21 protein-coding genes are annotated in these 25,158 nt (G+C 73.7%); 9 read left to right on the forward strand and 12 right to left on the reverse strand.

Annotation, left to right across the window (positions count from 1 at the left end; all coding sequences use genetic code 11):
• Nucleotides 1-41 precede the first annotated feature (41 nt).
• The gene (locus FGI33_RS09555) at nucleotides 42-764 is read left to right on the forward strand and encodes an SDR family oxidoreductase (RefSeq protein ID WP_119435686.1); all 723 of its coding nucleotides are present in this window, start codon (nucleotides 42-44) and stop codon (nucleotides 762-764) included.
• A 7-nt stretch (nucleotides 765-771) separates the two neighbouring features.
• Here the strand turns inward: FGI33_RS09555 and FGI33_RS09560 are convergent, their stop codons facing one another.
• The 3 genes from FGI33_RS09560 to FGI33_RS09570 all read right to left on the reverse strand — a co-directional run bounded on the left by FGI33_RS09560 (nucleotide 772) and on the right by FGI33_RS09570 (nucleotide 6,935).
• Complete coding sequence (locus tag FGI33_RS09560; RefSeq protein ID WP_391510306.1) at nucleotides 772-1,005, reverse strand: GNAT family N-acetyltransferase; 234 nt, start codon at nucleotides 1,003-1,005, stop codon at nucleotides 772-774.
• Between the two features lie 100 nt (nucleotides 1,006-1,105).
• Nucleotides 1,106-3,349, reverse strand: coding sequence for a DEAD/DEAH box helicase (locus tag FGI33_RS09565; RefSeq protein WP_237581760.1), 2,244 nt, complete (start codon nucleotides 3,347-3,349; stop codon nucleotides 1,106-1,108).
• Nucleotides 3,350-3,668: 319 nt separating this feature from the next.
• Complete coding sequence (locus FGI33_RS09570) at nucleotides 3,669-6,935, reverse strand: efflux RND transporter permease subunit (protein ID WP_237582470.1); 3,267 nt, start codon at nucleotides 6,933-6,935, stop codon at nucleotides 3,669-3,671.
• A 188-nt stretch (nucleotides 6,936-7,123) separates the two neighbouring features.
• Between FGI33_RS09570 and FGI33_RS09575 the strand changes: the two genes are divergently transcribed.
• Nucleotides 7,124-7,522, forward strand: a complete 399-nt coding sequence (locus FGI33_RS09575) for a DUF2256 and DUF3253 domain-containing protein (RefSeq protein ID WP_119435443.1) — start codon at nucleotides 7,124-7,126, stop codon at nucleotides 7,520-7,522.
• 17 nt (nucleotides 7,523-7,539) lie between these two features.
• Nucleotides 7,540-7,938 carry a hypothetical protein gene (locus FGI33_RS09580; RefSeq protein ID WP_119435444.1) on the forward strand — a complete coding sequence of 133 codons (399 nt, stop codon included), beginning with the start codon at nucleotides 7,540-7,542 and terminating at the stop codon, nucleotides 7,936-7,938.
• On the opposite strand, the gene FGI33_RS09585 is transcribed toward FGI33_RS09580, so the two are convergent.
• From FGI33_RS09585 to yczR, 4 genes are all read right to left on the reverse strand, one after another.
• Nucleotides 7,935-9,011, reverse strand: coding sequence for an FUSC family protein (locus FGI33_RS09585; protein WP_237581762.1), 1,077 nt, complete (start codon nucleotides 9,009-9,011; stop codon nucleotides 7,935-7,937). The genes FGI33_RS09580 and FGI33_RS09585 overlap by 4 nt on opposite strands.
• 127 nt (nucleotides 9,012-9,138) lie before the next feature.
• Nucleotides 9,139-11,220 carry a glycogen debranching protein GlgX gene (gene glgX / locus FGI33_RS09590; protein WP_119435383.1) on the reverse strand — a complete coding sequence of 694 codons (2,082 nt, stop codon included), beginning with the start codon at nucleotides 11,218-11,220 and terminating at the stop codon, nucleotides 9,139-9,141.
• Between the two features lie 110 nt (nucleotides 11,221-11,330).
• Nucleotides 11,331-12,326, reverse strand: coding sequence for a trypsin-like serine peptidase (locus tag FGI33_RS09595; RefSeq protein ID WP_237581764.1), 996 nt, complete (start codon nucleotides 12,324-12,326; stop codon nucleotides 11,331-11,333).
• Between the two features lie 160 nt (nucleotides 12,327-12,486).
• Nucleotides 12,487-13,950: a MocR-like transcription factor YczR gene (yczR, locus tag FGI33_RS09600; protein WP_237581766.1), complete on the reverse strand. Its 1,464-nt coding sequence runs from the start codon at nucleotides 13,948-13,950 to the stop codon at nucleotides 12,487-12,489.
• 63 nt (nucleotides 13,951-14,013) lie between these two features.
• On the opposite strand from yczR, the gene yczE reads away from it, so the two are divergent.
• Nucleotides 14,014-14,679, forward strand: coding sequence for a membrane protein YczE (yczE, locus tag FGI33_RS09605; protein ID WP_119435307.1), 666 nt, complete (start codon nucleotides 14,014-14,016; stop codon nucleotides 14,677-14,679).
• An 88-nt stretch (nucleotides 14,680-14,767) separates the two neighbouring features.
• Entirely contained in the window at nucleotides 14,768-16,825 is a 2,058-nt protein-coding gene (locus FGI33_RS09610; protein WP_119435308.1) for an APC family permease, read from the forward strand.
• A 261-nt stretch (nucleotides 16,826-17,086) separates the two neighbouring features.
• On the opposite strand, the gene FGI33_RS09615 is transcribed toward FGI33_RS09610, so the two are convergent.
• Nucleotides 17,087-18,217, reverse strand: coding sequence for an FAD-dependent oxidoreductase (locus tag FGI33_RS09615; protein WP_119435593.1), 1,131 nt, complete (start codon nucleotides 18,215-18,217; stop codon nucleotides 17,087-17,089).
• A 208-nt stretch (nucleotides 18,218-18,425) separates the two neighbouring features.
• Here FGI33_RS09615 and FGI33_RS09620 point away from each other — a divergent pair, with 208 nt between their 5' ends.
• Nucleotides 18,426-18,635 carry a DUF3073 domain-containing protein gene (locus FGI33_RS09620; protein ID WP_012037444.1) on the forward strand — a complete coding sequence of 70 codons (210 nt, stop codon included), beginning with the start codon at nucleotides 18,426-18,428 and terminating at the stop codon, nucleotides 18,633-18,635.
• Nucleotides 18,636-18,765: 130 nt separating this feature from the next.
• Here FGI33_RS09620 and purM read toward each other — a convergent pair whose 3' ends face one another.
• Nucleotides 18,766-19,875 carry a phosphoribosylformylglycinamidine cyclo-ligase gene (gene purM, locus FGI33_RS09625; protein ID WP_237581768.1) on the reverse strand — a complete coding sequence of 370 codons (1,110 nt, stop codon included), beginning with the start codon at nucleotides 19,873-19,875 and terminating at the stop codon, nucleotides 18,766-18,768.
• An 89-nt stretch (nucleotides 19,876-19,964) separates the two neighbouring features.
• On the opposite strand from purM, the gene purF reads away from it, so the two are divergent.
• Entirely contained in the window at nucleotides 19,965-21,425 is a 1,461-nt protein-coding gene (purF, locus tag FGI33_RS09630; RefSeq protein WP_119402801.1) for an amidophosphoribosyltransferase, read from the forward strand.
• 33 nt (nucleotides 21,426-21,458) lie between these two features.
• Here the strand turns inward: purF and FGI33_RS09635 are convergent, their stop codons facing one another.
• Nucleotides 21,459-21,767: a hypothetical protein gene (locus FGI33_RS09635; protein ID WP_119434581.1), complete on the reverse strand. Its 309-nt coding sequence runs from the start codon at nucleotides 21,765-21,767 to the stop codon at nucleotides 21,459-21,461.
• Between the two features lie 58 nt (nucleotides 21,768-21,825).
• Nucleotides 21,826-22,206 (reverse strand): sterol carrier family protein, encoded by a 381-nt coding sequence (locus FGI33_RS09640; RefSeq protein WP_119434582.1) that lies wholly within the window; start codon nucleotides 22,204-22,206, stop codon nucleotides 21,826-21,828.
• A gap of 371 nt (nucleotides 22,207-22,577) precedes the next feature.
• Between FGI33_RS09640 and purD the strand changes: the two genes are divergently transcribed.
• On the forward strand, nucleotides 22,578-23,828 hold the full coding sequence (purD, locus tag FGI33_RS09645) for a phosphoribosylamine--glycine ligase (protein ID WP_119434583.1): 1,251 nt from the start codon (nucleotides 22,578-22,580) through the stop codon (nucleotides 23,826-23,828).
• Nucleotides 23,825-24,745, forward strand: coding sequence for a phosphoribosylaminoimidazolesuccinocarboxamide synthase (locus FGI33_RS09650; protein WP_119434584.1), 921 nt, complete (start codon nucleotides 23,825-23,827; stop codon nucleotides 24,743-24,745). Before purD ends, FGI33_RS09650 begins: the two co-directional genes overlap by 4 nt.
• A gap of 50 nt (nucleotides 24,746-24,795) precedes the next feature.
• On the opposite strand, the gene FGI33_RS09655 is transcribed toward FGI33_RS09650, so the two are convergent.
• A complete protein-coding gene (locus FGI33_RS09655) occupies nucleotides 24,796-25,014 on the reverse strand; it encodes a hypothetical protein (protein WP_119434585.1) in 219 nt (72 codons plus the stop codon).
• Nucleotides 25,015-25,158: the final 144 nt, after the last annotated feature.

Here is a 25,158-nt window from a genome sequence, read left to right on the forward strand (position 1 = left end):
TACTCCTCGCAGGCCGCGTCGCGGCCGCAGGAGGAGGAGCCATGCAGATCCAGGACGCGGTCGTCGTCGTCACGGGAGCGTCGTCGGGCATCGGCGCGGCCACCGCCCGGGCGGCGGCGCGGGCGGGTGCGCGGGTCGTGCTCGCGGCTCGACGGGAGGGGCGGATCCGCGCGCTGGCGATGGAGATCGGCGGCGGCGCGATCGCCGTGCGCTGCGACGTCACGGACGCGGCCGACGTCGCCGCGCTCGCGCAGGCCGCCCTGGACGCCTTCGGCCGCATCGACGTGCTCGTGAACAACGCGGGCCAGGGCCTCCAGTCGACGATCGAGGACCTGGCGCTCGACGACCTCCGCGCCGTCCTCGAGCTGAACCTCGTCGCGCCCCTCGCCGCGATGCAGGCGGTCCTGCCGGCGATGCGCGCCCAGGGCGCGGGCGCGATCGTGAACGTCAGCTCGGGCACCACCTTCGCCGACGTGCCGGGCACGGGCGGCTACGTCGCGTCGAAGATCGCGCTGGAGCGCCTGTCGGCGATCGCGCGCGCGGAGCTGGAGGGCACGGGCGTCGTCGTCTCGACCCTGATCCCCTTCGCCACGGAGACGGAGTTCATGGCCTCGATCCGCGCGGGCCGCGCCGAGGCGGAGGCGATGACGGCGGGCGCGGCCTTCGACACCCCGGAGACGGTCGCCGACGCGGTCCTCGCGCTCATCGCGAGCGGCGACGCGCGGATGGACCTCGTGCCGGCGGCGTACGGCGGGTCGCGCTGATCCCGGATCAGGCGGGCGGGTCGTCCGCCAGCCGCTGGAAGAGCACGTGGTCCTGCCACTCCCCCGCGATGCGGAGGTAGCGCGGCGCGAGCCCGTACCGCGTGAAGCCCGCCCGCGCGAGCACGGCCTGCGACGCGCGGTTGCCGAGGAGCGTGCCGGCGTCGACCCGGTGCAGCCCGAGCTCGCCGAACGCGAGGGCGACCGCGGCCTCGGCGGCGGAGGTCGCGAGCCAGTACCCCATCGCGCACGACTCGAGGATGCCCGACCGCCCGGCCCGCGCACGACGACGGCCGCCCCACCCCTCTGAGGGATGGGACGGCCGTCGTGGTCGTGCGTGGGCGCTAGGCGCGCGCGAGGTCCGCGATGATGCGGTCCCCGGCGGCGGCCATGACCGTCGTCGCCGTGATCTCGGCGCGACCCAGGAGGTCGTCCATGCGACGGCGGCGGGCCTTCGTGATCAGCGTCACGACGGTGCCCTGCTTGCCCGCGCGGCCCGTGCGGCCGGCGCGGTGGAGGTAGCTCTTGTACTCGTCCGGTGCGTCGGCCTGGATGACCAGCCCGATGTCGTCGACGTGGATGCCGCGGGCGGCCACGTCGGTCGCCACGAGCACGCGGACCTTGCCGCTCGTGAGGAGCTGCAGGTTGCGCGTGCGGCGCGCCTGGTTGAGGTCGCCGTGGAGCGACGTGGCCGGGATGCCGGCGTCCTCGAGCTGGTCGGCGAGCTGCTCGGCGAACGCGCGGGTGCGGGCGAAGATCAGCGTCTTGCCCTCGCCCGAGCTGAGCTGCTCGATGATCGCGGCCTTGTCGCGCTGCTCGATGAGGAGCACGCGGTGGTCGATGGTCGACGACGCCTGGTCCTCGCCCGCGACCTCGTGGACGCTGGGCGACGGCAGGAACTCGTTGACGAGCGTCGCGACGCCCTTGTCGAGCGTGGCCGAGAAGAGCAGGCGCTGGCCGTCGGGCTTCACCTGGCGGAGGATCCGCTGGACGGGCTCGAGGAAGCCGAGGTCGCACATGTGGTCGGCCTCGTCGAGGACCGTGACGACGATCTCCGAGAGGTCGAGGCGGCCCTGGTCGATGAGGTCCTCGAGGCGGCCGGGGGTCGCGATGAGGATGTCGACGCCGCGCTGCAGCGCACCGACCTGCTTGAACTGCGGCACGCCGCCGAAGATCGTGGTGGTGAACAGGCCCACCGAGCGGGCGATGGGCTGCACGGTGCGGTCGATCTGCATGGCGAGCTCGCGCGTCGGGGCGAGGATCAGCGCGCGGGGCTTGCGGCCCATCTTGCGGTTCTTCGCGCCGTCGTTCTCGAGCAGGCGCTCCACGAGGGGCGCGCCGAACGCGATGGTCTTGCCGGATCCGGTGCGGCCGCGGCCGAGCACGTCGCGACCCGCGAGCACGTCGGGGATCGTGGCGGCCTGGATCGGGAACGGGCTCGCCGCGCCCAGCTCCTCGAGCACCCGGACGATGTTCTGGCCGAGGCCGAGGGCCGCGAAGGTCACGCCGTCGACGTCCTTGGCCGTGGTGGCCTGGGCCTCGAGGCGCTCGAGCACGACGTCCTCGGCGGGAGCGTGACGCGGGGCGCCCTCCTTGCTCGGGTAGAAGTCGCTGTCGCGCTTGGGGCGGGCATCGTCGTAGGACGGGCGCTCGCTCCGGTGGGGGCGGTCACCGTAAGACGGGCGCTCGGACCGCTGCGGGCGGTCATCGTAGGACGGACGCTCGGACCGCTGCGGGCGGTCATCGTAGGACGGACGCTCGGACCGCTGCGGGCGGTCGTTGTACGAAGGACGCTCGGTGCGGGCCGGGCGATCGTTGTACGACGGACGGTCGGCGCGGTCGCCGTACGACGGGCGCTCGGTGCGAGCCGGGCGGGAGTCGTCGTAGGACGGACGCTCGGTGCGAGCGGGACGGTCGTTGTACGAGGGGCGCTCGGCGCGGTCGCCGTACGACGGACGCTCCGTGCGAGCCGCGCGGTCGTTGTACGCGGGACGCTCGGACCGCTGGGCGCGGTTGCCGTACGAGGGGCGCTCGTTCCGCTCGTTGTACGCGGGACGCTCCGAACGCTGCGGCCGGTCGTTCCCGTACGACGGGCGGTCGTTGCGCGGCGCGCGGTCGTTGTACGCGGGACGCTCGGATCGCTCGCCGCCACGCTCGGGACGCGAGTTCCCGTACGACGGACGCTCGGAGCGCTGTCCGCGCTCGGCGCCGTAGGAGGGACGCTCGCTGCGCTGGCCGCGGTCGTTGCCGCCGCCGTAGGAGGGGCGCTCGCCGCGCTGCGGGCGGGCGTCGCCGCGCTCGGGGCGCTGGCCGGCGCGGTTGGGGCGGTCGCCGTACGCGGGACGCTCGCCGCGACCGGCGGGGCGCTCGGCGCGGGGCTCCCAGTTGGGGCGGTCGCCGCCGCGCGCGGGGCGGGCTGCGCCGCCGCGCTGGGGGCGGTCGTCCTGGCCGGAGCGCTGCGCGCGCTCGTCGGCGTTCCAGCGCTGCTTCTTGGGCGCGGGATCGGAGTTGTAGCCGCGGTGGTTCGGGCTGCGGGATCCCGCGGGGGCGCGCTTGGCGCCGCGCGGGGAGTCGTTGTTGTAGGGCATGAGGGATTCCTCGTTCTGCTCGGATGCATGACAATGCGCATGTGCGAAGCAGCGCGCTACAGGATCAGGGTGCGCAGAGCTGCTCTCAACCCGGGCAGTCGTCGACCGGGGGCCGTGTCATCGCGTGACGTACCCCTCTGCGGAACGAGAGGGGGAAACCGGCCCACCTGACTGACAAATCCGATCCGCCCGGATGGATGGTCCGGTAGCGGTGTCAAGAGCCGACTGGAGAACACTACCGGACGAGGGCCCCGCGCACCAGGGCGGCGCTCCGCCCGGGCGCGCCCCGCGGCGCCCCCGGGCGGGGTCGGGACCGGGATCAGCCGGCGACGCCGGCCTCGGTCGTCGTCGCGGATCCGCCCGTGGGCAGCCCGCGCTCGGCCCGACGCCGTTCGCCGCGCGCCCGGATCCGCAGGCCCGCGCGCTCGACGATCGAGTACAGCGACGGCAGCACCAGCAGGGTCAGCACGGTGGACGACAGCAGGCCGCCGATCACGACGATCGCGAGCGGCTGCGAGATGAACCCGCCGTGCCCGGTGAGCCCGATCGCGAGCGGCAGCAGCGCGAAGATCGTCGCGAGCGCCGTCATGAGGATGGGCCGGAGCCGTCGTCCGGCGCCCTGCAGGATCGCCTCGCGGAGCTCGAGCCCGCGCGTCCGGTACTGGTTCACGAGGTCGATGAGCACGATCGCGTTGGTCACCACGATGCCCACGAGCATGAGCAGGCCGATGATCGACGCGACGCCCAGCGGGATCCCCGTCACGACCTGCAGCAGCACCGCGCCGGTCGCCGCGAACGGCACCGAGACGAGCAGCACGAGCGGCTGGATGAGGCTCCGGAACGTCGCGACCATGATGATGTAGACGATCAGGATCGCCGCCAGCACCGCGAGCCCCAGCTGCCCGAACGCGTCGGACTGCTGCGACGCGACGCCGCCGAGCGAGGCCTGCGCGCCGGCCGGCAGCTGCACGTCCGCGACGGCCTGCGACACCTCGGACGAGGCGAAGCCCACGTCGTCGCTGCCGGGCGTCGCGCTCACGGTCGCGCTGCGGAAGCCGCCCGTGGTCGTGACGGTCGCCGGGCCGTCGGCCACCTCGACGGTCGCGAGGTCGCTGAGCGGCACGGAGCCGCGCGCGGTGGGGATCCGGAAGTCGCGCAGCCCCTGCAGGCTCTGCGCGGCGTCGGGGTCCTGGATGTAGACGGACAGCGTCTTCTCGTCGATCACGACCTGCCCGACCGCGGCCGGCAGCCGGCTCGCGGTGACGATGCCGCCGACGGCCTGCTCGCTGAGCCCGGCGGCCGCGGCCTTCGCTCGGTCGACGGTCACGGCGATGTACGGCTGCGTCTCGGAGAGGTTGCTCGTGGCCTGCTCGATGGACGGGATGTCCTGCACGGCCGCGAGGATCGCGTCGGCCGACGCCTTGAGGTCGTCGGCGTCGTTCGCGGTGATCTGCACCTCGATGTCGCTCGAGGAGAACCCGCCCGACGCCGCCGCGAGCGACACGTCGCCCACGTCGGTGAGGCCGTCGACCGCGGAGCGCACGCCCTCGCGGATGGCGTCCTGGTCGGCGTCCGGGTCGGTCGTCAGCGCGAACGTGATGCCGCCGCCGCCCCCGAAGGCGGACGTGAGCGAGGTGCTGTCCGCGCCGATCGAGGTTTGCACGGTCTCGACGCCCGTGACGCCGATGAGCGCCTGCTCCACCTCCGTCGCCGCGGTGTCCTGCGCCTCGAGGCTCGTGTCGCTCGGCAGCTCCTGCGAGACGGTCAGCGTGTTCTGCCCGCTGTCGCCGAGGAAGTTGGTCTTCATGCTGGGGATGAGCGCCACGGTGCCGCCGAGCACGAGGATCGCGAGCACGAGCGTGACCGCCGAGTGCTTGAGGGTCCACGCGAGGATCGGCAGGTAGCCGCGCTGGAGGCGCGTGGGCGCGTCGCCGCCCTCGCGGTCGCCCTCGGCGGGGGCGGCGCCGGCGGCGGCGTGCGATCCGCGCGCCCGGCGGCCGGATCCCCCGCGGGCGTCGACCGATCCGCGGACGGCGACGTGCGCGCCCGTGCGCGCGGTCTCGGCCGCCGCGGCGGCGGCTGCCTTCCGGAGCGCCCGTCGCGACTCCCCCTCGGGCCGCAGGAACCAGTACGCGAGCACCGGCACGATCGTCAGCGCGACGAATAGGGACGCGGCGAGCGCGATGGTCACCGTGAGGGCGAACGGCCGGAACAGCTCGCCCGTGATGTCGCCCACGAGCGCGATCGGCAGGAACACCGCGACGGTCGTGGCGGTGGACGCCGTGACCGCGCCCGCGACCTCGCGCACGGCCGCGCGGATCGCCTCGAGCCGGTCGGGCGTGAAGGAGAGGTGCCGCTTGATGTTCTCGATCACCACGATCGAGTCGTCCACCACGCGCCCGACCGCGATCGTGAGCGCGCCGAGCGTGATGATGTTGAGCGTGTAGCCCGAGGCGAGCATCCCGATGAAGGTGATGAGCACGGACGCCGGGATGGAGATCGCGGTGACGATGGTCGACCGGATCGACAGCAGGAACACCAGGATCACGAGCACGGCGAACACGAGGCCGAGCAGGCCCTCGGTGGTCAGGCTCGAGATCGACTGCTCGATGAAGGGCGCCTGGTCGAACACGACCGTGAACTTCGTATTGCTGCCCAGGTCGTCCGAGAGCTGCGGCAGGAGCTCCGTCACGAGGTGGGAGACGTCCACGGTGTTGCCCGCGGGCGTCTTCGTCACGGCGATGGTGAGCGACGGCTGGCCGTCGACGCGCGAGATGCCGGTGGTCGGGTCCTGGCCGAGCTCCACGGTGGCGACGTCGCCGATCGTGAGCTGCCGCCCGCCCGCGGCACCGAGCAGCGGCAGCGACGCGAGGTCCTGGGTGGATCCGAGGCGCGTGCCCGACTGGACCGACAGCGTGGTGCCGTCCTCCGTCACCGATCCCGCGGGCAGGAGCGACCCGTTCGCGTCGAGCGCGTCGCGGATCGCCTGGTTGGAGAGGCCCGCGGCCTGCACCTCCGCGGGATCCGGCGTGATGACCACGCGCTGCCCGACCGTGCCGAGCAGGCTCGCGTCGCGCACGCCCGCGAGCTTGCGGATGTCGGCGAGGGTCGAGCGCTCGAGCGCGGCCGTGAGGTCCTGCGGGCTGAGGTCGCTGGTCACCGCGATCTGGATCACCGGCAGGTCGTCGATGCTGCCCGCGATGACCACGGGGTCGATGCCGTCGGGGAGCGTGGTGCGGATCCGGTTGATGGCCTGGTCGATCTTCTGCTCGGCCGTCGCGAGGTCGGTGCCGTATGTGAAGGAGGCGGAGATGACGGACGAGTCGGTGCGCGAGGTCGCCGTGGAGGACTCCAGGCCCGGCACCGCCTGGATCGCGCGCTCGATGGGCGTTGACACGTCCGAGTCGACGACCGCGGGCGAGGCGCCCGGGTACGCCGTGACGACCGCGAGCTGCGGGAACGTCACCGACGGGATGAGCTCCTGCTTGAGCGTCGTCAGCGCGATGCCGCCGAACACCCCGATGACGATCGTGATGAGCGCGATCAGGGCCCGGTTGCGGAGGCTGAAGACGGAGAGGAGATGCAGGGGGTGCTCCTTGTGGGACGCGGGCCGCGGGTGCGGCGGTCGCGCGGGCCGCTGATCGCCCGCACCGGGAACCCGCCCCGTGGGGGAAGTATCGCACCCGGGGTCGGGAAATCCCCGCTCGCGAAGGGTTTTCGGCAATGCGTCACCGCATCCAGCCGACGCCCCTCTCCACGGAGCATGCTGGAGGGATGGCGCACCGGGCATCGAGCACGAAGGACCGCGTCCCCGAGCCCAAGACCTGCGTCTCGTGCGGCCGCACCATCGAGTGGCGGAGGAAGTGGGAGCGCGACTGGGACGAGGTGCGCTACTGCAGCGACGCGTGCCGACGTCGTGGGGTGACCGACGTCGACGAGCGGCTCGAGCGACGGATCCTCGACCTCCTCGCGCACCGCGCCGGCGGCGCCACCATCTGCCCGTCGGAGGTCGCCCGCGCGGAGTCGCCCGAGGACTGGCGCGACCTCATGGAGCCGGCCCGCCGTGCGGCCCGGCGGCTCGTCGAGGCGGGCGAGGTGGAGATCACCCAGAAGGGCTCGGTCGTCGATCCCTCCACGGCCAAGGGGCCCATCCGCATCCGCCGCCGTCGCTGACGAGGCACACTAGGGGGATGCATCGACCGACCCTGACCGTCCTGGCCGCCATCGCGAGCGCGGTGCTCCTGTCCGGATGCGGGGTCCAGTCGCAGTTCCAGACGCCCACGACCGAGATCTACGCCACCACCGCGGAGGCCCAGACGGCGCTCGGCGCGTCCGCGCCGACGTGGATCCCGGAGGACGGCACGCTCATCCGCATCAAGTCGGAGTCGAAGGCGGGCACCATCGTCGCCGTCCAGACCGCGACGGCCGCTCCTGCCCCGGGCGGCTGCACCGACCTGCAGATGACCACCATCCAGGACACCTGGTGGCCGCCGGAGATCGACCCCGCGAGCGTCACGTGCGCCGACGGCTGGAACCTCTTCGGCGCGAACGGCCGCATCTACGGCTGGAGCTCCACGGTCGTCGGCTAGGCCGGGCTCGTCTCGCCAGCCTCTCCCGCGTCCCGCCGACGCCGCGCCGCCAGCGCCCGCAGCACGAGGATCACGACCACGCCGACCGCCGCACCCACGACCGTGTCGACCACCCGGTCGGCCACGAGCGGGAGCACCGGCAGCGTCCGGCCCAGGCCGCCCATCACGAGCGCGAGCGGCGTGATGAAGACGAGCGCCACCCCGTAGTGCCGGCCGACCGCGAGCTCGGCGGCGAACTGGCACGCGACGGCGACGGCGATGACGGCGGGCGCCGGGAGGTGCAGCGCGAGGATCCCCGCGGCCACGACCGACCCGGCGAGCGTCCCGAGCACCCGGTGCGCCACGCGCGTGAACGACAGCGGCCCGCGCACGACCGGCAGCACGGCGACGAGCGTCACGACCGCCCAGTAGTGGTGCCCGAGCCCGAGCGCCACCGCGATCGCGCCCGCCACGAGGGCGCCGACGACGTTCGCCACCACCGCGGTCCACGCGGCCGGGTCGCGGTGCACGGCGGCGTCGCGCACGGGGATCCGGGGCAGCGCGCGGAACCGGTGCGCGTGCGCGTCGGGCACCCAGCGGCGGAGCAGCCAGCCGGACATGCAGACGCCGGCGGAGAAGAGGATCGCGGCGACCGCCGTCACGAGCGCGTCGCGCGCCTGCGCGCCGTCCACCGGCACGGCCGCGCACACGACCAGACCGAACACGGGGAAGAGCGGATGCGGCGGCACCAGGCTCATCGCGGTGGACACGAGCGACGCCCCGCCCAGCACGATCGCGAGGCCCACGGCACCGAGCGCGAGCGGCGCGTCGGCGAGCGACAGCAGCACGCCCGTCGTGATCGCGACGAGCATCATCGCGGCCCCGGCTCCCACGCTCGCGAGCCGCAGCCGGTACCGCTCGTTCCGCCCGTAGAGCCCGGTGAAGGCCCCGAACGACGCGTACAGCGCGAGGTCGAGCCGGTCGATCGCGAGCAGCACGACGAGCGGCACGAGGAGCCCGACGCTCGCGCGCACCGCGGCCTCGAGGTCGAGCGTGCGGGTCGACGGCGGCCGGGGGGCGGGCGATGACGTCACACGGGGTCCGATCTCCCCGGGAGCGGAAACGGGGCCTCCCCACGCTACGCCCGCCCGGCGCCGCCCCCGGACGCGCCGACGCGCCCCCGGTCTCCCGAGGGCGCGTCGATGGATCCCGCGGGTGCGGCTAGGAGCGCGCGGCCCGCAGGACGGTGAACGAGCGGTCGCGCACGAGGATGCTCGTCGCGTCCTCGTCCGTGTTCTGCTCGGAGTCCGACGAGATGGCGAGGTGCCACGAGACGCCGAGGCCCTCGGGCAGCTGGAACTCGACGGGACCCTCGGCCGCGTTGAACGCGACGAAGAACGCGTCGCTGTCCTTGCCCTTCATGATCACGCCGATGCTGAACGCGTTCGGGTCCGTCCAGTCCTCGGGCTCCAGCGTCGCGCCGTCGGCCCGGATGAAGCGCACGGCCTCCTCCTGGCCCTCGACGTCGTCGCCGCGGAACCAGATGGGACGCAGCGCCCGGTTGCCGCGACGCAGGCGGATCAGCTTCCGCGTGAAGTCCTGCAGCTCGCGGTCCGCGTTCGCCCAGTCGAACCACGAGATCTCGTCGTCCTGGCAGTACGCGTTGTTGTTGCCACCCTGCGTGCGCGCGATCTCGTCGCCGCCGAGCAGCATCGGGACGCCCGAGGACAGCAGCAGCGTGCCGAGGAGGTTGCGGCGCTGGCGGTCGCGGATCGCGTTGACCTCGGGGTCGTCCGTCGGGCCCTCGACGCCGGCGTTGGAGGAGCGGTTGTCGCTCTCGCCGTCGTTGTTGTCCTCGCCGTTGGCCTCGTTGTGCTTCTCGTCGTAGGCCGTGAGGTCCGCGAGCGTGAAGCCGTCGTGCGCCGTGATGAAGTTCACGCTGCACAGCGGCGAGCGGCGGTCGGACTCGTACACGTCCGGGCTGCCGGTGATCCGCTGGGCGAGCGCGCCGAGCACGTTCTGCCCGCTGTGCCAGAAGTCGCGCACGTCGTCGCGGAACTTCCCGTTCCACTCCGACCAGTCCGCGGGGAAGCCGCCGACCTGGTAGCCGGCGGTGTCCCAGGGCTCCGCGATCATCTTCACGGGCGCGAGCACCGGGTCCTGGTGGATGAGGGTCAGGAACGCGCTGTGGATCTCGGCGTCGCCGTCCTGGCGCGTGAGCGTGGTGGCGAGGTCGAAGCGGAAGCCGTCGACGTGCATCTCCTCGACCCAGTAGCGGAGCGAGTCCATGATCAGCGCGAGCGCGGCCGGGTGGCCGACGTTGAGGCTGTTGCCGGTGCCGGTGGTGTCGAAGTACGACGCCTCGTCGCCCTCCACGAGCCGGTAGTAGGAGGCGTTGTCGATGCCCTTGAGCGACAGCGACGGACCCATGTGGTTGCCCTCTGCGGTGTGGTTGTAGACCACGTCGAGGATCACCTCGAGGCCGGCGGCGTGCAGCGCCTTCACCATCTCCTTGAACTCGGCGACCTGCTGGCCGCCGTCACCCGCGGAGCTGTAATCGGAGTAGGGCGCGAGGAAGCCGATGGAGTTGTAGCCCCAGTAGTTGCGGAGGCCCTTCTCCTCGAGGTGCGAGTCCTGCATGAAGTGGTGCACCGGCAGGAGCTCGACGCTCGTGACGCCGAGGTCGGTGAGGTACTCGATGGCGCTCGGGTGCGCGAGGCCCTTGTAGGTGCCGCGGATCTCCTCGGGCACCGACTCGAGCTGCTGCGTGAAGCCCTTCACGTGCACCTCGTAGACGACGGTCTCGTCGAGCGGGGTGCGCGGGGCCTCGTCGTCCTCCCAGTCGAAGCGGCGGTCGGCCACGACGGAGCGGGGCATGGACGCGGCGGAGTCGGCCTCGTTGATCGCGTCCGGGTCGTCGAAGGTGTGCGCGAAGACGTCCTCGCCCCAGGTGGGGTGGCCCTCGATCGCGATGGCGTAGGGGTCGAGCAGGAGCTTGGCCGGGTTGTGGCGGAGGCCGCGGGACGGGTCCCACTCGCCGTGGACGCGGAGGCCGTAGCGGGTGCCGATGCCGGCGCCCTCGACGAGGCCGTGGAACACGTGGCCGGTGCGCTCGGAGAGGCGCGTGCGGGTCTCGGTGCCGTCGTCGTCGAAGACGCACACCTCCACCGCCTCGGCGGTCTCGGAGTACACGGCGACGTTGAGGCCGCTGGGCAGCCCTCCGTCACGCGCGACGACGGTCGCGCCGAGCGGGTACGGGCGGCTGATGTAGGAACGGCTGATGGGAGGGAGGTCGATGGTCACGGGTTCAGTATGCTCGCGCTCGCCCAACTCCTTCGTGCACGAAGGGCGATCCCCAGGCAGCGGTCCGAAGCCGGCGCTGGCCGGACACCGGGCCGCCGCCCAGGCGGTCGCTACCGTCCGCGCAGCGAGGCCAGCGCCCGCTCGGCGCCGGCGCCCCAGGTCGCGAGGAGCACGCCGCGCCCCGCGGAGGGACGCGCGACGACCGCGCGCTGCTCGCCCGCGGCCGTGACCACCGGAGATCCGGCGGCGCCCGTGCCCAGCGCGCACGGCAGGGAGGTCTGGCCGCCGGCGTCGCGCTGCGGGCGTCCCGCGCAGGCCTCGAGCGCCGCGGTCGGGGATCCCGCGCTCGGGTAGCCGAGGATCGCGAGTCGCGGCGCTAGCCCGGTCGCCGGCACGAGCGTGGATCCGAACACGGGCTTCGCGGCGCCGACCTCGGCCCCGAGGACCTCGCCTGCCGGGCCGCTCACGCGCGCGAAGCCCGCGTCGTCCGCGGCACGGCCGGTGGTCGTCCACGCGGAGGACACCGCGGCGATCCGCACCGGCCAGATGCCGTGCGGCGCCGTGGCGCCCTGGGCGCCGGGCACGAAGGTCGCGAGCGCGGAGGCGGCGTGCGTCCGGCGGTCGACCAGGCAGTGGGCGGCCGTCGCGATGGCGTCGCCGTCGGGCGTGGCCACCACGCTCGCGGTGCAGGCGCGATCTCGTCCGCCGTCGACGTAGAAGAGGACGCCGACGAACGGCTGGTCCGGGTGGGGCACGGGCGTGGAGTCGGAGGCGGCGTCGGACGCGGACTCCGTGTATGCGGTCGCGGGGGCGGACGACACGGAGCCCCCGGCGACCGCGGGGCTGGCGGCGAGGGCGGCGGCGCGACGCTCGGGCGTCCAGTGCGCGGCGGCGGCGACCCGGTCGGCGGAGGCCGGGGCGACGACGACGGACGCCTCCTCGGCCGACGCCGCGACGGGCGCGGCGAGGACGGCCGACGAGGTGAGGCCGCCGGCGAGCGCCAGCGCGACGCCGGCGGCGGCCCGGCGTCGGGATAGGGATCGGGGGCGGGAGGCGGCCGAGGCCGCCGGGGTAGATGCGGTGGTGGATCGCGGACGGATGCGCATGTCGTTCCTCCAGGCTCGTGCGGCTCGCGACCCGGCGGGGACGTCGCTCGCCGACGCGGACGTCGAGACGGACAGCCCTCGGGGGACGCGCGGACGCCGGCACGGTACCGGGATCGGCCCGCTCGTCGTCGGCCACGTCCCCAGGGCCGGGGCGCGGCCGTCAGACCAGGACCGACCGGTCCACGACGTCGTGCTCGCGGCCCCCGTCGAGCCGGCCGGCCGAGGGCGCGAGCCCGCGCCAGGAGTCCTCGAGGATGTCGAGCGCGCGGTCGGTGGCGGCGGGCGGCGCCGTGATGGGGATCCGGAGGAACCGCTCGAACGCGCCGTCGTGACCGAAGCGGCCGCCGCCCGTGATCGCCAGCCCGCGCGACCGGGCGGCCAGCGCGAGCTCCGTGCTCACGGGCGCGCCGATCCCGACCCACACCGCGAGCCCGCCGTCGACGTGCGGGACCTCCCAGCCGGGGAACCGCCGCGCGAGCTCGGCCTCCACGTGGTCGCGTGTCTCCCGCAGACGCGCGCGGCGCTCGGCGAGGATCCCGTCCATCCCACCGAGGACGTCGGCCACCACGAGCTGCTCGAGCACGGGCGTGCCGAGGTCGCGGGACGATCGCGCGCGCGCCAGGTCGCGCAGGAGCGGCCGGCCGGCCCGGATCCAGCCGACGCGGAGCCCGCCCCACACCGTCTTGCCCACCGACCCGACGAGCACGACCGCGCCGGGGGACCCGTGCACGGCGAGCGGCGGATGCGCGGTCGGCCGGTCGATGTCGAGCTCGGCCGTCGTCTCGTCCGCGACCACGGTGACGCCGTGCGCCTCGGCGAGCGCCACGATCCGCGCCCGCTGGTCCTCGGGCATCGTCCGGCCGGTGGGGTTGTGGAAGTCCGGCATGAGGTAGGCGACCGCGGGCCGCGTGCGGCGGATCGTCTGCTCGAGCACGTCCTCGTCCCAGCCGCCGGCGCCGACGCCCGCCCCGACGAGCCGGGCGCCCGCGTCGCGCAGCGCCTGGATCGCGTGCGGGTAGCTCGGCTGCTCGACGAGCGCGCGGTCGCCGCGGTGCACGAGGACGGAGGCGAGGAGGCCGATCCCGTGCTGCGCACCGACCGTCACCATGACGTCGTCGGCCTCGGTCGGCAGGCCGCGCGCGCGGTAGCGGGCCGCGACGGCCTCGCGCAGCTCCGGGAGGCCGTCGACGTCGTAGCCGTGCCCCTCGAGGTTCGCGGGCAGCCGGGCGGCGGCGCGCATCGCGGCGTCGGCGAGCGCGGGCGCCGCGGGCACGGCGGCGCGGCTCATGTCCGCCACCTCGCGGCCGTCGCCCTCCGCGCGGAGCGGGCTCCGGGGGATCCGCGTCACGCTGCCCGAGCCGCGGCGGCTCGCGAGGTGGCCGGTCGCGCGCAGCGCCGCGTAGGCCGCCGCGACCGTGGTGCGGCTGAGGCCGAGCGCGGCCGCGAGCTCCCGCTCGGCGGGCAGCCGGGCCCCCACGGGCACGCGCCCGTCGAGCACGAGGTGCCGGATCCCGTCGGCGAGCGCCTGGTACGCCGGCGCCCCGGGTCGCGCCCACTCGCCCAGCAGCGCCGTGAGGGCGGTCGGGCCGAGCACGGCGGAGGGAGCGGATCCAGCGAGGGTCATGAGGCCACAGCCTGTCGATTGGCCTCTTGTCCCGCAACCCCCGGGCACGATTGGATCTCCCACATGCTCCGTCGCTCAGTCCAGTTCGCCATCGGCATCTTCCTCTACGGCTTCGCCATCGGCATGATGCTCCAGGCCGCCATCGGCGTCTCGCCGTGGGACGTCCTGTCCCAGGGCGTCGCCCTGCAGAGCGGCCTGCCGTTCGGCGTCGTCACCAACATCATCGGCGCGCTCGTGCTGCTGCTCTGGATCCCCATCCGCCAGCGTCCCGGCTGGGGCACCGTGCTCAACGTGCTCTTCGTCGGCTACAGCGCGCAGGTCGGGCTGGCCGTCATCCCCGCGGTCGACAGCCTCTGGATCCGCGTCCCGCTCTTCGCCGCCGGCCTCGTGCTCCTGGGATTCGCGACGGGCCTCTACATCGGCGCGCACTTCGGCCCCGGTCCCCGTGACGGCCTCATGACCGGGATCCACCGCCGCACGGGCTGGCCGGTGTGGCGCGTGCGCGTGGGCATCGAGCTGGTCGTGCTCGCGATCGGCTGGGCGCTCGGCGGGAACGTGGGCATCGGGACGCTCGCCTTCGCCCTCCTGATCGGCCCCATCGTCCAGCGCACGCTCCCCCTGTTCGACCTGCCGGTGCCCGCGCGCCGCCCCCGCGGTCGGGGGCGCGGAGCCACCCCGGACGACCCGGCGGGCACGCTCCCCACGGGCCCCGTCGCGACGGTCCGGTAGTCCGCGGGGCGACGGGGATCCAGCGGGGTCACGGGCCGCGCCCAGCGCCGTCGCGGCCCGGGCGCGTCGCGGGGTATCGTTGCCGCTCGTGACTCCGGACCCCCAGGCTCCCGAGAGCAGTCCCGCCAAGCGGCTGCTCATCGGCGAGAAGCTCGCCAGCGACAAGCTCGAGGGCCAGCTGCTCCCCAAGCACCTCGCGCTCCCCATCTTCGCGAGCGACCCGCTCAGCTCGGTCGCCTACGCGCCGCAGGAGCTGCTCCTCATCCTCACGCTCGGCGGCCTCGCCTTCCTGAGCTTCGCGCCGTGGGTCGCGGCCTGCGTCGTGATCCTGCTGGTCGTCGTGGTGCTCAGCTACCGCCAGCTCATCAAGGCGTACCCGTCCGGCGGCGGCGACTACGAGGTCGCCCACAAGAACCTCGGCGAGAAGGCCGGCCTCGTCGTCGCGTCCGCGCTCCTCGTCGACTACATCCTCACGGTGGCGGTGTCGGTGGCCTCGGGCGTCGACAACATCATCAGCGCGATCCCGGAGATCGCCCCCTTCCGCGTGGAGATCGCGGTCTTCTTCGTGGCGGTCCTCGCGGCCGTGAACCTCCGCGGCGTGCGCGAGTCGAGCAAGGCCTTCGCCGTGCCGACCTACCTCTTCATCGCCAGCGTGGGCCTCATGATCGTGGTCGGCCTCGTCCGCACGGCGCTCGGCGACCCGCCCGTCGCGGAGTCTGCCGCGTACACGGTCGAGACCCCGAGCCTGTCGCAGGTCGCGTTCATCCTCCTGCTGCTGCGCGCGTTCTCGAGCGGCTGCTCCGCGCTCACCGGCGTCGAGGCCATCTCCAACGGCGTGCCCGCGTTCCGCACGCCCAAGGTCAAGAACGCGCAGGCGACCCTCGTGATCATGGGCGGCACCGCCATCGTGCTGTTCGTCGGCCTCACGGCCCTCGCGCTCATCGCGCAGGTGCACTACGGCGAGAAGCCGTGCGACCTCATCGGCTGGGCCGGCTGCGCCACCGAGCCGCAGAAGAGCCTCATGGCGCAGGTCGCGGGGGCCACGTTCGGGAACGGCAGCGTGATGTTCTACCTGCTGCAGGCGACCACCGCCGCGGTGCTGCTGCTCGCGGCCAACACCGCGTTCAACGGCTTCCCCCTGCTCGGGTCCGTGCTCGCCAAGGACGCCTACGCGCCCAAGTCGCTGCTCACCCGCGGCGACCGCCTCGTCTACAGCAACGGCATGCTGCTCCTGGCGCTCGGCGCGACGCTCATCCTCGTCGTCTACCAGGCCAACCTCACGCAGCTCATCCAGCTCTACATCATCGGCGTCTTCGTGTCGTTCACCCTCGGGCAGACCGGCATGGTCGTGCACTGGACCCGCATGCTCCGCGAGGGCTGCGCCAACCGCGGGGAGGTGATCCGCGGCCTCGCCATCAACGCGTTCGGCGCGCTGCTCACCGCGCTCGTCCTCATCGTCGTGACCATCACGAAGTTCACGCACGGCGCCTGGCTGGTGTTCGCGATCATGCCGGTGCTCTTCCTCCTCATGCTCGGCGTGAACCGCTACTACCGCGACGTGGAGAAGGAGATCGAGGTCGATCCCGTCACCGTCTTCGGCTCCACGGGCGACCACGCGGTCGTCCTCGTCGGCCGGATGCAGAAGCCGGTCCTCAAGGCCCTCGACTACGCCATCGCGGCGAACCACGACAGCATCGAGGCGGTGCACGTCTCCGTCGACGACGAGGCGACCCGGCTCCTGGAGCGCCAGTGGGTCGAGATGGGGATCGAGATGCCGCTGCGCATCGTCGCCTCGCCGTACCGCGACATCAGCTTCCCGCTCATCAAGTACCTGAAGTCCCGGCGGGCGGAGCACGGCAGCGAGATCATCACGGTCTACACCCCCGTCTACATCGTCGGCCACTGGTGGGAGACGCTGCTGCACAACCACAAGGCCCGCCGGATCCGCCAGAAGCTGCTCCTCGTGCACGGCGTCACGCTGGCGCTGGTGCCGTGGCTGCTCGACTCGTCCGAGCTCATCTACGGCCGCCGGTCGCGTCCGGTCCCCGGGCAGGACCGCCGCGGCGAGCCCGTGCGCCCCGCCATCCGCCGGCCCGGCCCGCCGGTCACGCCGGTGAAGCACACGAGCGGCCGCGAGACGCCGTAGCCGCGACTCCCCGACGACGGCGGGTGTCCTCCGAATGGAGGACATGCGGTTAGGGTGGTTAGTGCACGAACTCTTCCCCCGAGAGGTTGTGCCGACCGGCCCGACCCCCTGCGCGCATGCGCCAGGCGGTCGGATCGCGGTGACCGGGTCGGCCCGAGAGGCCCGTGTCGCGGGGGTCCGCGTCGCGAGTACCCGCGAACGGCGCCGGGCCCCCGCCCCCACCCGCCGAGCTGGTCGTCCGACGCAGCCCGCGGCCGGCCCTCAGCCCAGGGCCGCGACGACCTGCCGCGCGACGCGGCGTCCCGCGCGGTTCGCGCCGATCGTCGAGGCCTGCGGACCGTAGCCCGCGAGGAACACCCGCGGATCCCGCGCCGACACCCCCGACTCGACCCGCACGCCGCCCTCCTTCTCGCGCAGGCCGAGCGGCGCGAGGTGCCGGATCTCCGGCCGGAAGCCGGTGGCCCAGATGACGGCGTCGACCTGGTCGCGCCCGCCGTCCGCCCAGACCACCCCGTCCTCCTCGAAGCGCGCGAGGGGACCGCGGCTGTCGAGCACCCCGCGCCGGATCCCGGCGACGATGCGCCGCGTGCGCGGCACGCCCGTCCCGCTGACGATGCTCGGCAGCGCCTCCCCCGCGCGCGCGGCCTGGTCCTGCAGGTCCACCGCGCGCACGGCGGCCTCGACGTCGAGCTCGCCCGCCTCGAGGAAGTCGACGGGGCGCCTGGTCGACCACAGGGTGCGCGCGGCCACGCCCTCCAGCTCCAGGAGGAAGCCGATGGCGGAGGTGCCACCGCCCACGACGAGCACGCGGAGCCCGCGCAGGTCGGCCGCCGCGCGGTAGCCGGATGTGTGGAGCTGCCGGCCGCGGAAGGTCGCGAGCCCGGGGTACGAGGGGATGAACGGCGCGCCCCATGTCCCCGTGGCGTTGACGACCAGCCGGGAGACCCGGTCGCCGTCGGTGGCGCGCACGAGGAGGGGGAGGGCGGAGTCCGACGGATGGGCGGCCCGGCGCCGCGACGCGGCCGGCGGCGGCACGTCCGCGTCCAGCACGGCGCGCACCTCCACGGGGCGGGCGACCCGCAGGTCGAAGTGCCGCTCGTACAGGCCGTAGTGGTCGCGGACGACGTCGCGCGCGGGGAGGCGCCGGTCGGCCGTGGCGAACGAGATGCCGAGCTCGGACATGCCGGGCAGGTCGGCGACGCGGTGCGCGGATCCGAGGCGCAGCGCCGCCCAGCGGTGCTGCCAGGCCCCGCCCGTCGTCGGCCCGCGGTCGAGCACGACGGCGTCGGTCCCCATGCGGAGGCCGAGCCGCTGCAGGTGGTACGCGACCGAGAGGCCGGCCTGTCCGGCGCCGATGACCACGACCTGGGTCTCTGCCGGTTCGGAGCTCATGGGACGACCAGGCTAACGCCCGCTCCCCGGCGGAGGCCGATCACGGGACGAGGTCGTACGATGCCCGTGCACGCTCTCGGACGAGGGGGACACGCCCGGGACGACGAGGGCCACATGTTAGGGTAGCCCCTAGGTTTTCTCCAATCCCTGTCCGCTGCATCCAGCGTTGTCACCGCCCGTCGGGGCCTGAGTCGTGAGGGGGTCTCGCATGGGGCGCGGCCGTCAAAAAGCTAAGCACACCAAGATCGCGCGAGAGCTGAAGTCGTTCAGTCCCAATGTGGACTACACGCAGCTGGAGCGCGAGCTGACCACCCACGGGGCGGTCGACGAGCAGTACGCGGCCGAGGCCGCCAAGTGGGACGAGTACGCCGACGAGCCGGACGCCTACGTCCCGGGCGACGAGCAGAAGCGCGCCTGATCCCGCCTCCGGCCCCGCCGGATGAGCGTCGGACCCGCCTCCTCGCGAGGCGGGTCCGCTCATGTGCGTCCGCGTCCGCGTCGTCCCGCGGCGGACCCGCGAGAGCCGACGCACGGGGCGCGACGCGGATCTAGTCGCGGTAGCGGCCGGTGAGGCGCACGGCCCCGCCGTCGACGCCCTTGGCGCCCTGCTCGAAGCCGGCGCCCGCCGGGGCGTCGCCGATCGTGACGCGGCCGGCCTCCCACGTCGGGATGCCCGCGGCGGTGAGCGCGTGCGCGATGCCGTCCGCGGCCGCGGCGTCGACCACGGCGATCATGCCGATGCCGAGGTTCCAGGTGCCCTCCGCGCTCTCGAGCGTGGAGCCCGCGATGCCGGCCAGCGCGCGGAAGACCGCGGGCGGCGACCAGGTGGAGCGCTCGAGCTCGCTGAACGACCCGCGCGGCAGCACGCGCGCGAGGTTCGCCGCGATGCCGCCACCGGTGACGTGGCTGATGGAGTGGACGCCGGGGCCGAGCTCCGGCTGCGCGAGCACGTCGAGCAGCGGGGTCGTGTAGAGGCGCGTGGGCTCGAGCAGCACCTCGCCGACCACGCCGCCGAGCTCGGCCGAGGTGTCGCCGAAGCCGATGCCGGCGGTGGCGAGGATGTGGCGCACGAGCGAGAAGCCGTTGCTGTGCAGGCCGCTGGAGGCGAGGGCCAGCACGACGTCGCCGTCGCGGACGCGGTCGGATCCGAGCACGGAGTCGGCCTCGACCGCGCCGACCGCGGCACCCGCCACGTCGTAGTCGTCCGGGCCGAGGAGGCCCGGGTGCTCGGCGGTCTCGCCGCCGGCGAGCGCGGTGCCGGTGGCGGAGCAGGCGCGCGCGATGCCGGCGACGATGTCGGCGATGCGCGCGGGCACGACCTTGCCGCAGGCGATGTAGTCGGTCATGAAGAGGGGACGCGCGCCGACCACGACGATGTCGTCGACGACCATGCCCACGAGGTCCTGGCCGATGGTGTCGTGCTTGTCGATGGCCTGCGCGATGGCGACCTTGGTGCCGACGCCGTCCGTCGAGGTGGCGAGGAGCGGGTGGCGGAAGCGGGTGAGGGCGCTCGCGTCGAACAGCCCCGCGAAGCCGCCGAATCCGCCGATGACCTCGGGGCCGTGCGTGCGGGACACGGCCTCCTTCATCAGCTGGACCGCGAGATCGCCGGCCTCCGTGTCGACGCCGGCCTCTGCATACGAGCTCTTGGTGGTCACCGGGACAGAGTAGCGGCCGGGCGCGCCGCTCCCGTGTGGGAGACTGGCCGCTCCCCCACCTCTTCTACTCTTCAGGAGTCAGCCGAAGCATGTGCGGCATCGTCGGCGTCGTATCGTCCGAACCCGTCAACCAACTCGTCTACGACAGCCTCCTGCTCCTGCAGCACCGCGGTCAGGACTCCACCGGCATCGCCACGGCGGAGGGCAACACCTTCCACGTGAAGAAGCTCAGCGGCCAGGTCCGCGAGGCCTTCCGCACGCGCGACATGCGATCGCTCCTCGGCACCATGGGCCTCGGCCACGTGCGCTACGCCACCAAGGGCAGCGCGGCCGACGAGGACGAGGCGCAGCCGTTCTACGTGAACGCGCCCTACGGCATCGTCCTGGTGCACAACGGCAACCTCACCAACACCCGCGAGCTCGCGCAGGAGCTGTTCCACGTGGATCGCCGCCACACCAACACGAGCTCGGACACCGAGCTGCTCGTCAACGTCCTCGCGCACGAGCTGCAGTCGCAGGTGTCGGGCATGGCGCTGGATCCCGACCAGGTGTTCACCGCCGTCGAGCGGGTGCACGAGCGCGTCGAGGGCTCGTACGCCTCCATCGCGATGATCGCCGGGCACGGGCTGCTCGCGTTCCGCGACCCGTTCGGGATCCGCCCGCTCACCCTCGGCCGGCGCGAGCTCGCCGGCGGTCGGATGGAGTGGGTCGTGGCGAGCGAGTCGCTCGTCATGGAGTCGCTCGGCTACGAGATCGTGCGCGACGTGGCGCCCGGCGAGGCCGTCTTCATCACCATGGACGGCGAGATGCACGCGCGCCAGTGCCACCCGAGGCCGCGCCTGATCCCCTGCGCGTTCGAGTTCGTGTACCTGGCGCGGCCCGACTCGGTCATGTCCGGCATCAGCGTCTACGACGCGCGCCTGCGCATGGGCAACCGGCTCGCCGCCACCATCGCGGAGCACAGCCCGGCGGGCGACATCGACGTGGTCATGCCGATCCCGGACTCGTCGCGCCCGTCGGCCATGCAGGTCGCGCAGACGCTCGGCATCGAGTACCGCGAGGGCTTCTACAAGAACCGCTACGTCGGCCGGACCTTCATCATGCCGGGGCAGGCGCAGCGCAAGAAGTCGGTGCGGCAGAAGCTCAACGCCATGAGCTCGGAGTTCCAGGGCAAGAACATCCTCATCGTCGACGACTCCATCGTGCGCGGCACGACCAGCCGCGAGATCGTGGACATGGCCCGGCAGGCCGGCGCCAACAAGGTGACGTTCACGTCCGCGGCGCCCCCCGTGCGCTACCCGCACGTGTACGGGATCAACATGCCGTCGCGGCAGGAGCTCATCGCGCACGGGCGGAAGATCCCCGAGATCGCGACCGAGCTCGGCGCCGACCACCTCATCTACCAGGAGGTCGCGGACATGCGCGACGCCATCCTCGAGGGGTCCACCGGCGTGGAGGACCTCGAGATGAGCTGCTTCACGGGCGAGTACATCACCGGCGACGTCACGCCGGAGTACCTGTCCTGGCTGGAGCGCACGCAGCTCAGCTGATCGGCGCGGCGGGCCCGTGGCTCGGGCGCCGGATCAGGCGCCCGGCTCGCCCTGCTCGCGCTCGGCCGTGAGCACGCGGGAGCGGCGCGAGGCCGCGCGATCCAGCGCCAGCGCGATGAGCGCGGCGAGCCCGCCGAAGAGGACGACCGCGAACAGCGCGAGGAACGCCAGCACCTGGGCCTCGGAGAACTCCGGGTTCGGCGGGAACGTCAGCGTGAGGATCATCGCGACGACGATCCCGAGGACCGCTCCGACGCCCATGAAGCGGAAGTAGCGGGGGGACCGCCGCACGAGGACCTCCGTGCGGCGCTCGTCGTCGGGCTGGGGTCGGGCGTCGGTCATGGGTCCATCATCCCCCGCGCCGCGGACGCGGGGCGAACCGCGGCCGCGCAGGCGACGCTCAGCGGTCGGCCGGGAGCTCCCACGGCACGGGGAGGAGGCCGCGCAGGTCGGCGCGGAGCCCGGACGCGCGCACGGCGCCCGCCTCGACGCCCGCGTCCCAGCTCGTGCCGCCCGTGGCGAGCGCGATCCACGTGGCGGGGTCCGTCTCGATGACGTTCGGCGGCGTGCCGCGCGTGTGGCCCGGGCCCTCGATGCACTGGACGGCGCCGAAGGGCGGTACGCGCACCTCGACGGTGCCGCCGGGCGCGAGATCCGCCAGCGACTGCAGCAGGAACCGCACGGCGGTGGCCCGCGTCTCCCGGTCGGCGTCGGCGCCCCGGGCGAGCGCGGCCCGCACGGCGGGCTGTCCGACGGTGGGGTGGATGCGCGCCTTGGCCATCGTCCCAGGATGCCAGAGCGGCGCGGCCCCTCGGCCCGCCCGGGGTCGCCGCACCCCTCCTACTGGGGCGTCGCGTCGTGTCCGTCCTTTGGGGGACATCCATTACCGTGTATGGAAGTGCCCGGCGGTGACACGACCCGCCCGGCACGGCAGGACGTCCTCCCTCCCGTCGCCTCCCCGGGCGGCGGGAGGGGACGGACGACGTGCCCGCCGGCGGACCCGAAGAACGCCGGCGCGGCAGGGAGCCGACCCCACCCGTTCCCGCGGAGGGTCGGCTCCCCCTCCCCTGTCCTCCCGACGGGCGGATGCCGTGCGCCCGCCGCCGCCCTCAGGGGCCCGGACCGGCGGGATCCCGTCGATAGGGTGGGGGCGTGAAGATCCTGGTACTCGGTTCCGGTGCGCGCGAGCACGCCATCGTCACGGCCCTGCTCCGGGAGGACGCGGGTCATGAGATCGTCGCGGCGCCCGGCAACGCCGGGATCGCGCGCGTCGTGCCCGTCGTGAAGATGGACATCGACGACCCCGCCATCGTCGCGGAGCACGCGCTCGCGGAGGGCGTCGAGCTGGTCGTCGTGGGACCGGAGGCGCCGCTCGTCGCCGGGGTCGCGGACGCGCTCCGCACCCGCGGCATCCCCGTCTTCGGGCCGGGCCGGGCGGCCGCCGCGCTCGAGGGATCCAAGACCTTCGCCAAGCGCATCATGGAGGAGGCGGGCGTGCCCACGGGCCGCGCCGCCCAGGCCGGCACGATCGACGAGGTCGAGGCCGCGCTCGACGAGTACGGCGCCCCCTACGTCATCAAGGCCGACGGCCTCGCCGCCGGCAAGGGCGTGCTCGTCACCGCCGACCGCACGCTGGCGCTCGAGCACGCCCGCCACTACCTCGGCCAGGGCACGGTGCTCGTCGAGGAGTTCCTCGCCGGGCAGGAGGTGTCGCTCTTCCTCCTCTCCGACGGGCACGACGTGGTCCCCCTCTCCCCCGCGCAGGACTACAAGCGACTGGGCGACGGCGACGCGGGACCGAACACGGGCGGCATGGGCGCGTACTCGCCGCTGCCCTGGCTGCCGGAGGGCTTCGTCGACGAGGTCATCGACACCATCGCGCTGCCCACCGTGCGGACGCTCGCGGCGGAGCAGACGCCGTTCATCGGGCTGCTCTACTGCGGCCTCATCCTGACCGCGGACGGCATCCGGGTGATCGAGTTCAACGCGCGCTTCGGGGATCCGGAGACGCAGGTCGTGCTGCCCCGCCTCGTCACGCCGCTCTCGCAGCTGCTCCTCGCGGCGGCCTCGGGCGAGCTCGGCGGGGTCGCGCGTCCGGAGTTCTCCGACGACGTCGCCGTCACCGTGGTCGTCGCGAGCGAGGGCTACCCGGAGGCGCCGCGGACGGGCCGCGTCATCCGGGGCGTGGAGGAGGCGGAGCGGGTCGAGGGCGTGAGCATCGCGCACGCCGCCACCGCCGAGTCGGACGCCGGGCTCGTCGCCACCGGCGGGCGCGTGCTCAGCGTCGTCGCGACGGGTCCCTCGTTCGCGGAGGCGCGGTCCCGCGTCTACGAGGCGGTCGGGCGGTTGTCGCTCGACGGGTCGCAGCACCGCACCGACATCGCCGCGCAGGTGATCCGATGAGCGCCGGGACGCCCGCGGGCCACGCCGCCGAGTGGGACCTGCCGGGCTGGGAGCACGCGTACTCGGGCAAGGTCCGCGAGCTGTTCAGCCCCGCGATCGACGACACCGACGACCGCGCGCTCGAGGGCGAGCCGCACGTGCTCGTGGTCGCGACCGACCGCGTGAGCGCCTACGACTTCGCGCTCGAGCCGGGGATCCCCGGCAAGGGCGAGCTCCTCACGCAGCTCAGCCTCTGGTGGTTCGACCGGCTCGACGTGCCGAACCACCTGGTCGACGGCGCCACCCTCGACCGCATCGGCATCCCGGACGAGGTGCGCGGGCGCGCGATGCTCTGCCGGGTGCTCGAGATGCTGCCCATCGAGTGCGTGGTGCGCGGCTACCTCGCGGGATCCGGCTGGGAGGAGTACCGGCAGCACGGCACGGTGTGCGGCATCCCGCTGCCGGCCGGGCTCGCGCAGGGCGACCGCCTGCCGGAGCCGATCTACACGCCCGCGTGGAAGGCGCCGCAGGGCGAGCACGACGAGAACATCACCTTCGCGCGCACCGAGGAGCTCGTGGGGCACGAGGAGGCGGCGCGTCTCCGCGACCTGTCCCTCGACGTGTACCGCCGTGCGTCGGCCATCGCCGAGGAGCGCGGCGTGATCCTCGCGGACACCAAGTTCGAGTTCGGCATCGACCCGCGCACGGGCGTCACCACGCTGGCCGACGAGGTGCTCACGAGCGACTCGTCGCGCTACTGGGACGCCGAGGCGTACGCGACCGGCAACCGCACCGACAGCTTCGACAAGCAGATCGTGCGCGACTGGCTCGCGGCGAACTGGGATCGCACCGGCACCCCGCCCGTCCTGCCGCAGGAGATCGTGGAGCGCACGGCCGAGCGGTACCGGGAGCTCATCGCGCGGCTCACCGGGCGCTAGGGGCGCGTCGGCCGGGCCGGCGCCCGGAGCGGACCCGGAGCGGATCCCGCCTAGAGGTGGTCGTAGCCGCGGACGACGCGGTCTATGGCGACCTCGGCCACCTCGCGGGCGTCCGCGTCGGGCAGCTCGTCGAGCGCGCCCTCGATGTCCTGTCCTCCCATGCGGAGGACGGCGAGGCGCTCGAACTCCTCGACGGCCTCGGGCGTGGGCTCGGCGGTCGCGCCCTCGGGTGCGGCGTCGTCGGCGTGCGGGTCGATGTGCTGGTCCATGGTGGGTCCCCTCTGTCGTGCGCGGCCGGTGCGGATCGCGCCCCAGCCCTGCCGTCAGGCTCCCACACCCGCATGGCCGGGGGATCCGAGGCCGCCAGACTGCCACATCCGCGCGGGCCACGCCGCCCGCCGGCAGCCGGGCGC

Source organism: Clavibacter phaseoli, assembly GCF_021922925.1.
Lineage (GTDB): Bacteria > Actinomycetota > Actinomycetes > Actinomycetales > Microbacteriaceae > Clavibacter > Clavibacter phaseoli.

What these genes read in the sequence shown, in the direction of transcription:
- purF (WP_119402801.1), top strand. Translation starts at nt 19,965, where the DNA reads ATGTGCGGCATCGTCGGCGTCGTATCGTCCGAACCCGTCAACCAACTC.
- FGI33_RS09580 (WP_119435444.1), top strand. Translation starts at nt 7,540, where the DNA reads ATGCATCGACCGACCCTGACCGTCCTGGCCGCCATCGCGAGCGCGGTG.
- yczE (WP_119435307.1), top strand. Translation starts at nt 14,014, where the DNA reads ATGCTCCGTCGCTCAGTCCAGTTCGCCATCGGCATCTTCCTCTACGGC.
- FGI33_RS09635 (WP_119434581.1), bottom strand. Translation starts at nt 21,767, where the DNA reads ATGACCGACGCCCGACCCCAGCCCGACGACGAGCGCCGCACGGAGGTC.
- FGI33_RS09560 (WP_391510306.1), bottom strand. Translation starts at nt 1,005, where the DNA reads ATGGGGTACTGGCTCGCGACCTCCGCCGCCGAGGCCGCGGTCGCCCTC.
- FGI33_RS09640 (WP_119434582.1), bottom strand. Translation starts at nt 22,206, where the DNA reads ATGGCCAAGGCGCGCATCCACCCCACCGTCGGACAGCCCGCCGTGCGG.
- FGI33_RS09615 (WP_119435593.1), bottom strand. Translation starts at nt 18,217, where the DNA reads ATGAGCTCCGAACCGGCAGAGACCCAGGTCGTGGTCATCGGCGCCGGA.
- FGI33_RS09650 (WP_119434584.1), top strand. Translation starts at nt 23,825, where the DNA reads ATGAGCGCCGGGACGCCCGCGGGCCACGCCGCCGAGTGGGACCTGCCG.
- yczR (WP_237581766.1), bottom strand. Translation starts at nt 13,950, where the DNA reads ATGACCCTCGCTGGATCCGCTCCCTCCGCCGTGCTCGGCCCGACCGCC.
- FGI33_RS09595 (WP_237581764.1), bottom strand. Translation starts at nt 12,326, where the DNA reads ATGCGCATCCGTCCGCGATCCACCACCGCATCTACCCCGGCGGCCTCG.
- FGI33_RS09620 (WP_012037444.1), top strand. Translation starts at nt 18,426, where the DNA reads ATGGGGCGCGGCCGTCAAAAAGCTAAGCACACCAAGATCGCGCGAGAG.
- FGI33_RS09555 (WP_119435686.1), top strand. Translation starts at nt 42, where the DNA reads ATGCAGATCCAGGACGCGGTCGTCGTCGTCACGGGAGCGTCGTCGGGC.
- FGI33_RS09655 (WP_119434585.1), bottom strand. Translation starts at nt 25,014, where the DNA reads ATGGACCAGCACATCGACCCGCACGCCGACGACGCCGCACCCGAGGGC.
- FGI33_RS09575 (WP_119435443.1), top strand. Translation starts at nt 7,124, where the DNA reads ATGGCGCACCGGGCATCGAGCACGAAGGACCGCGTCCCCGAGCCCAAG.
- FGI33_RS09565 (WP_237581760.1), bottom strand. Translation starts at nt 3,349, where the DNA reads ATGCCCTACAACAACGACTCCCCGCGCGGCGCCAAGCGCGCCCCCGCG.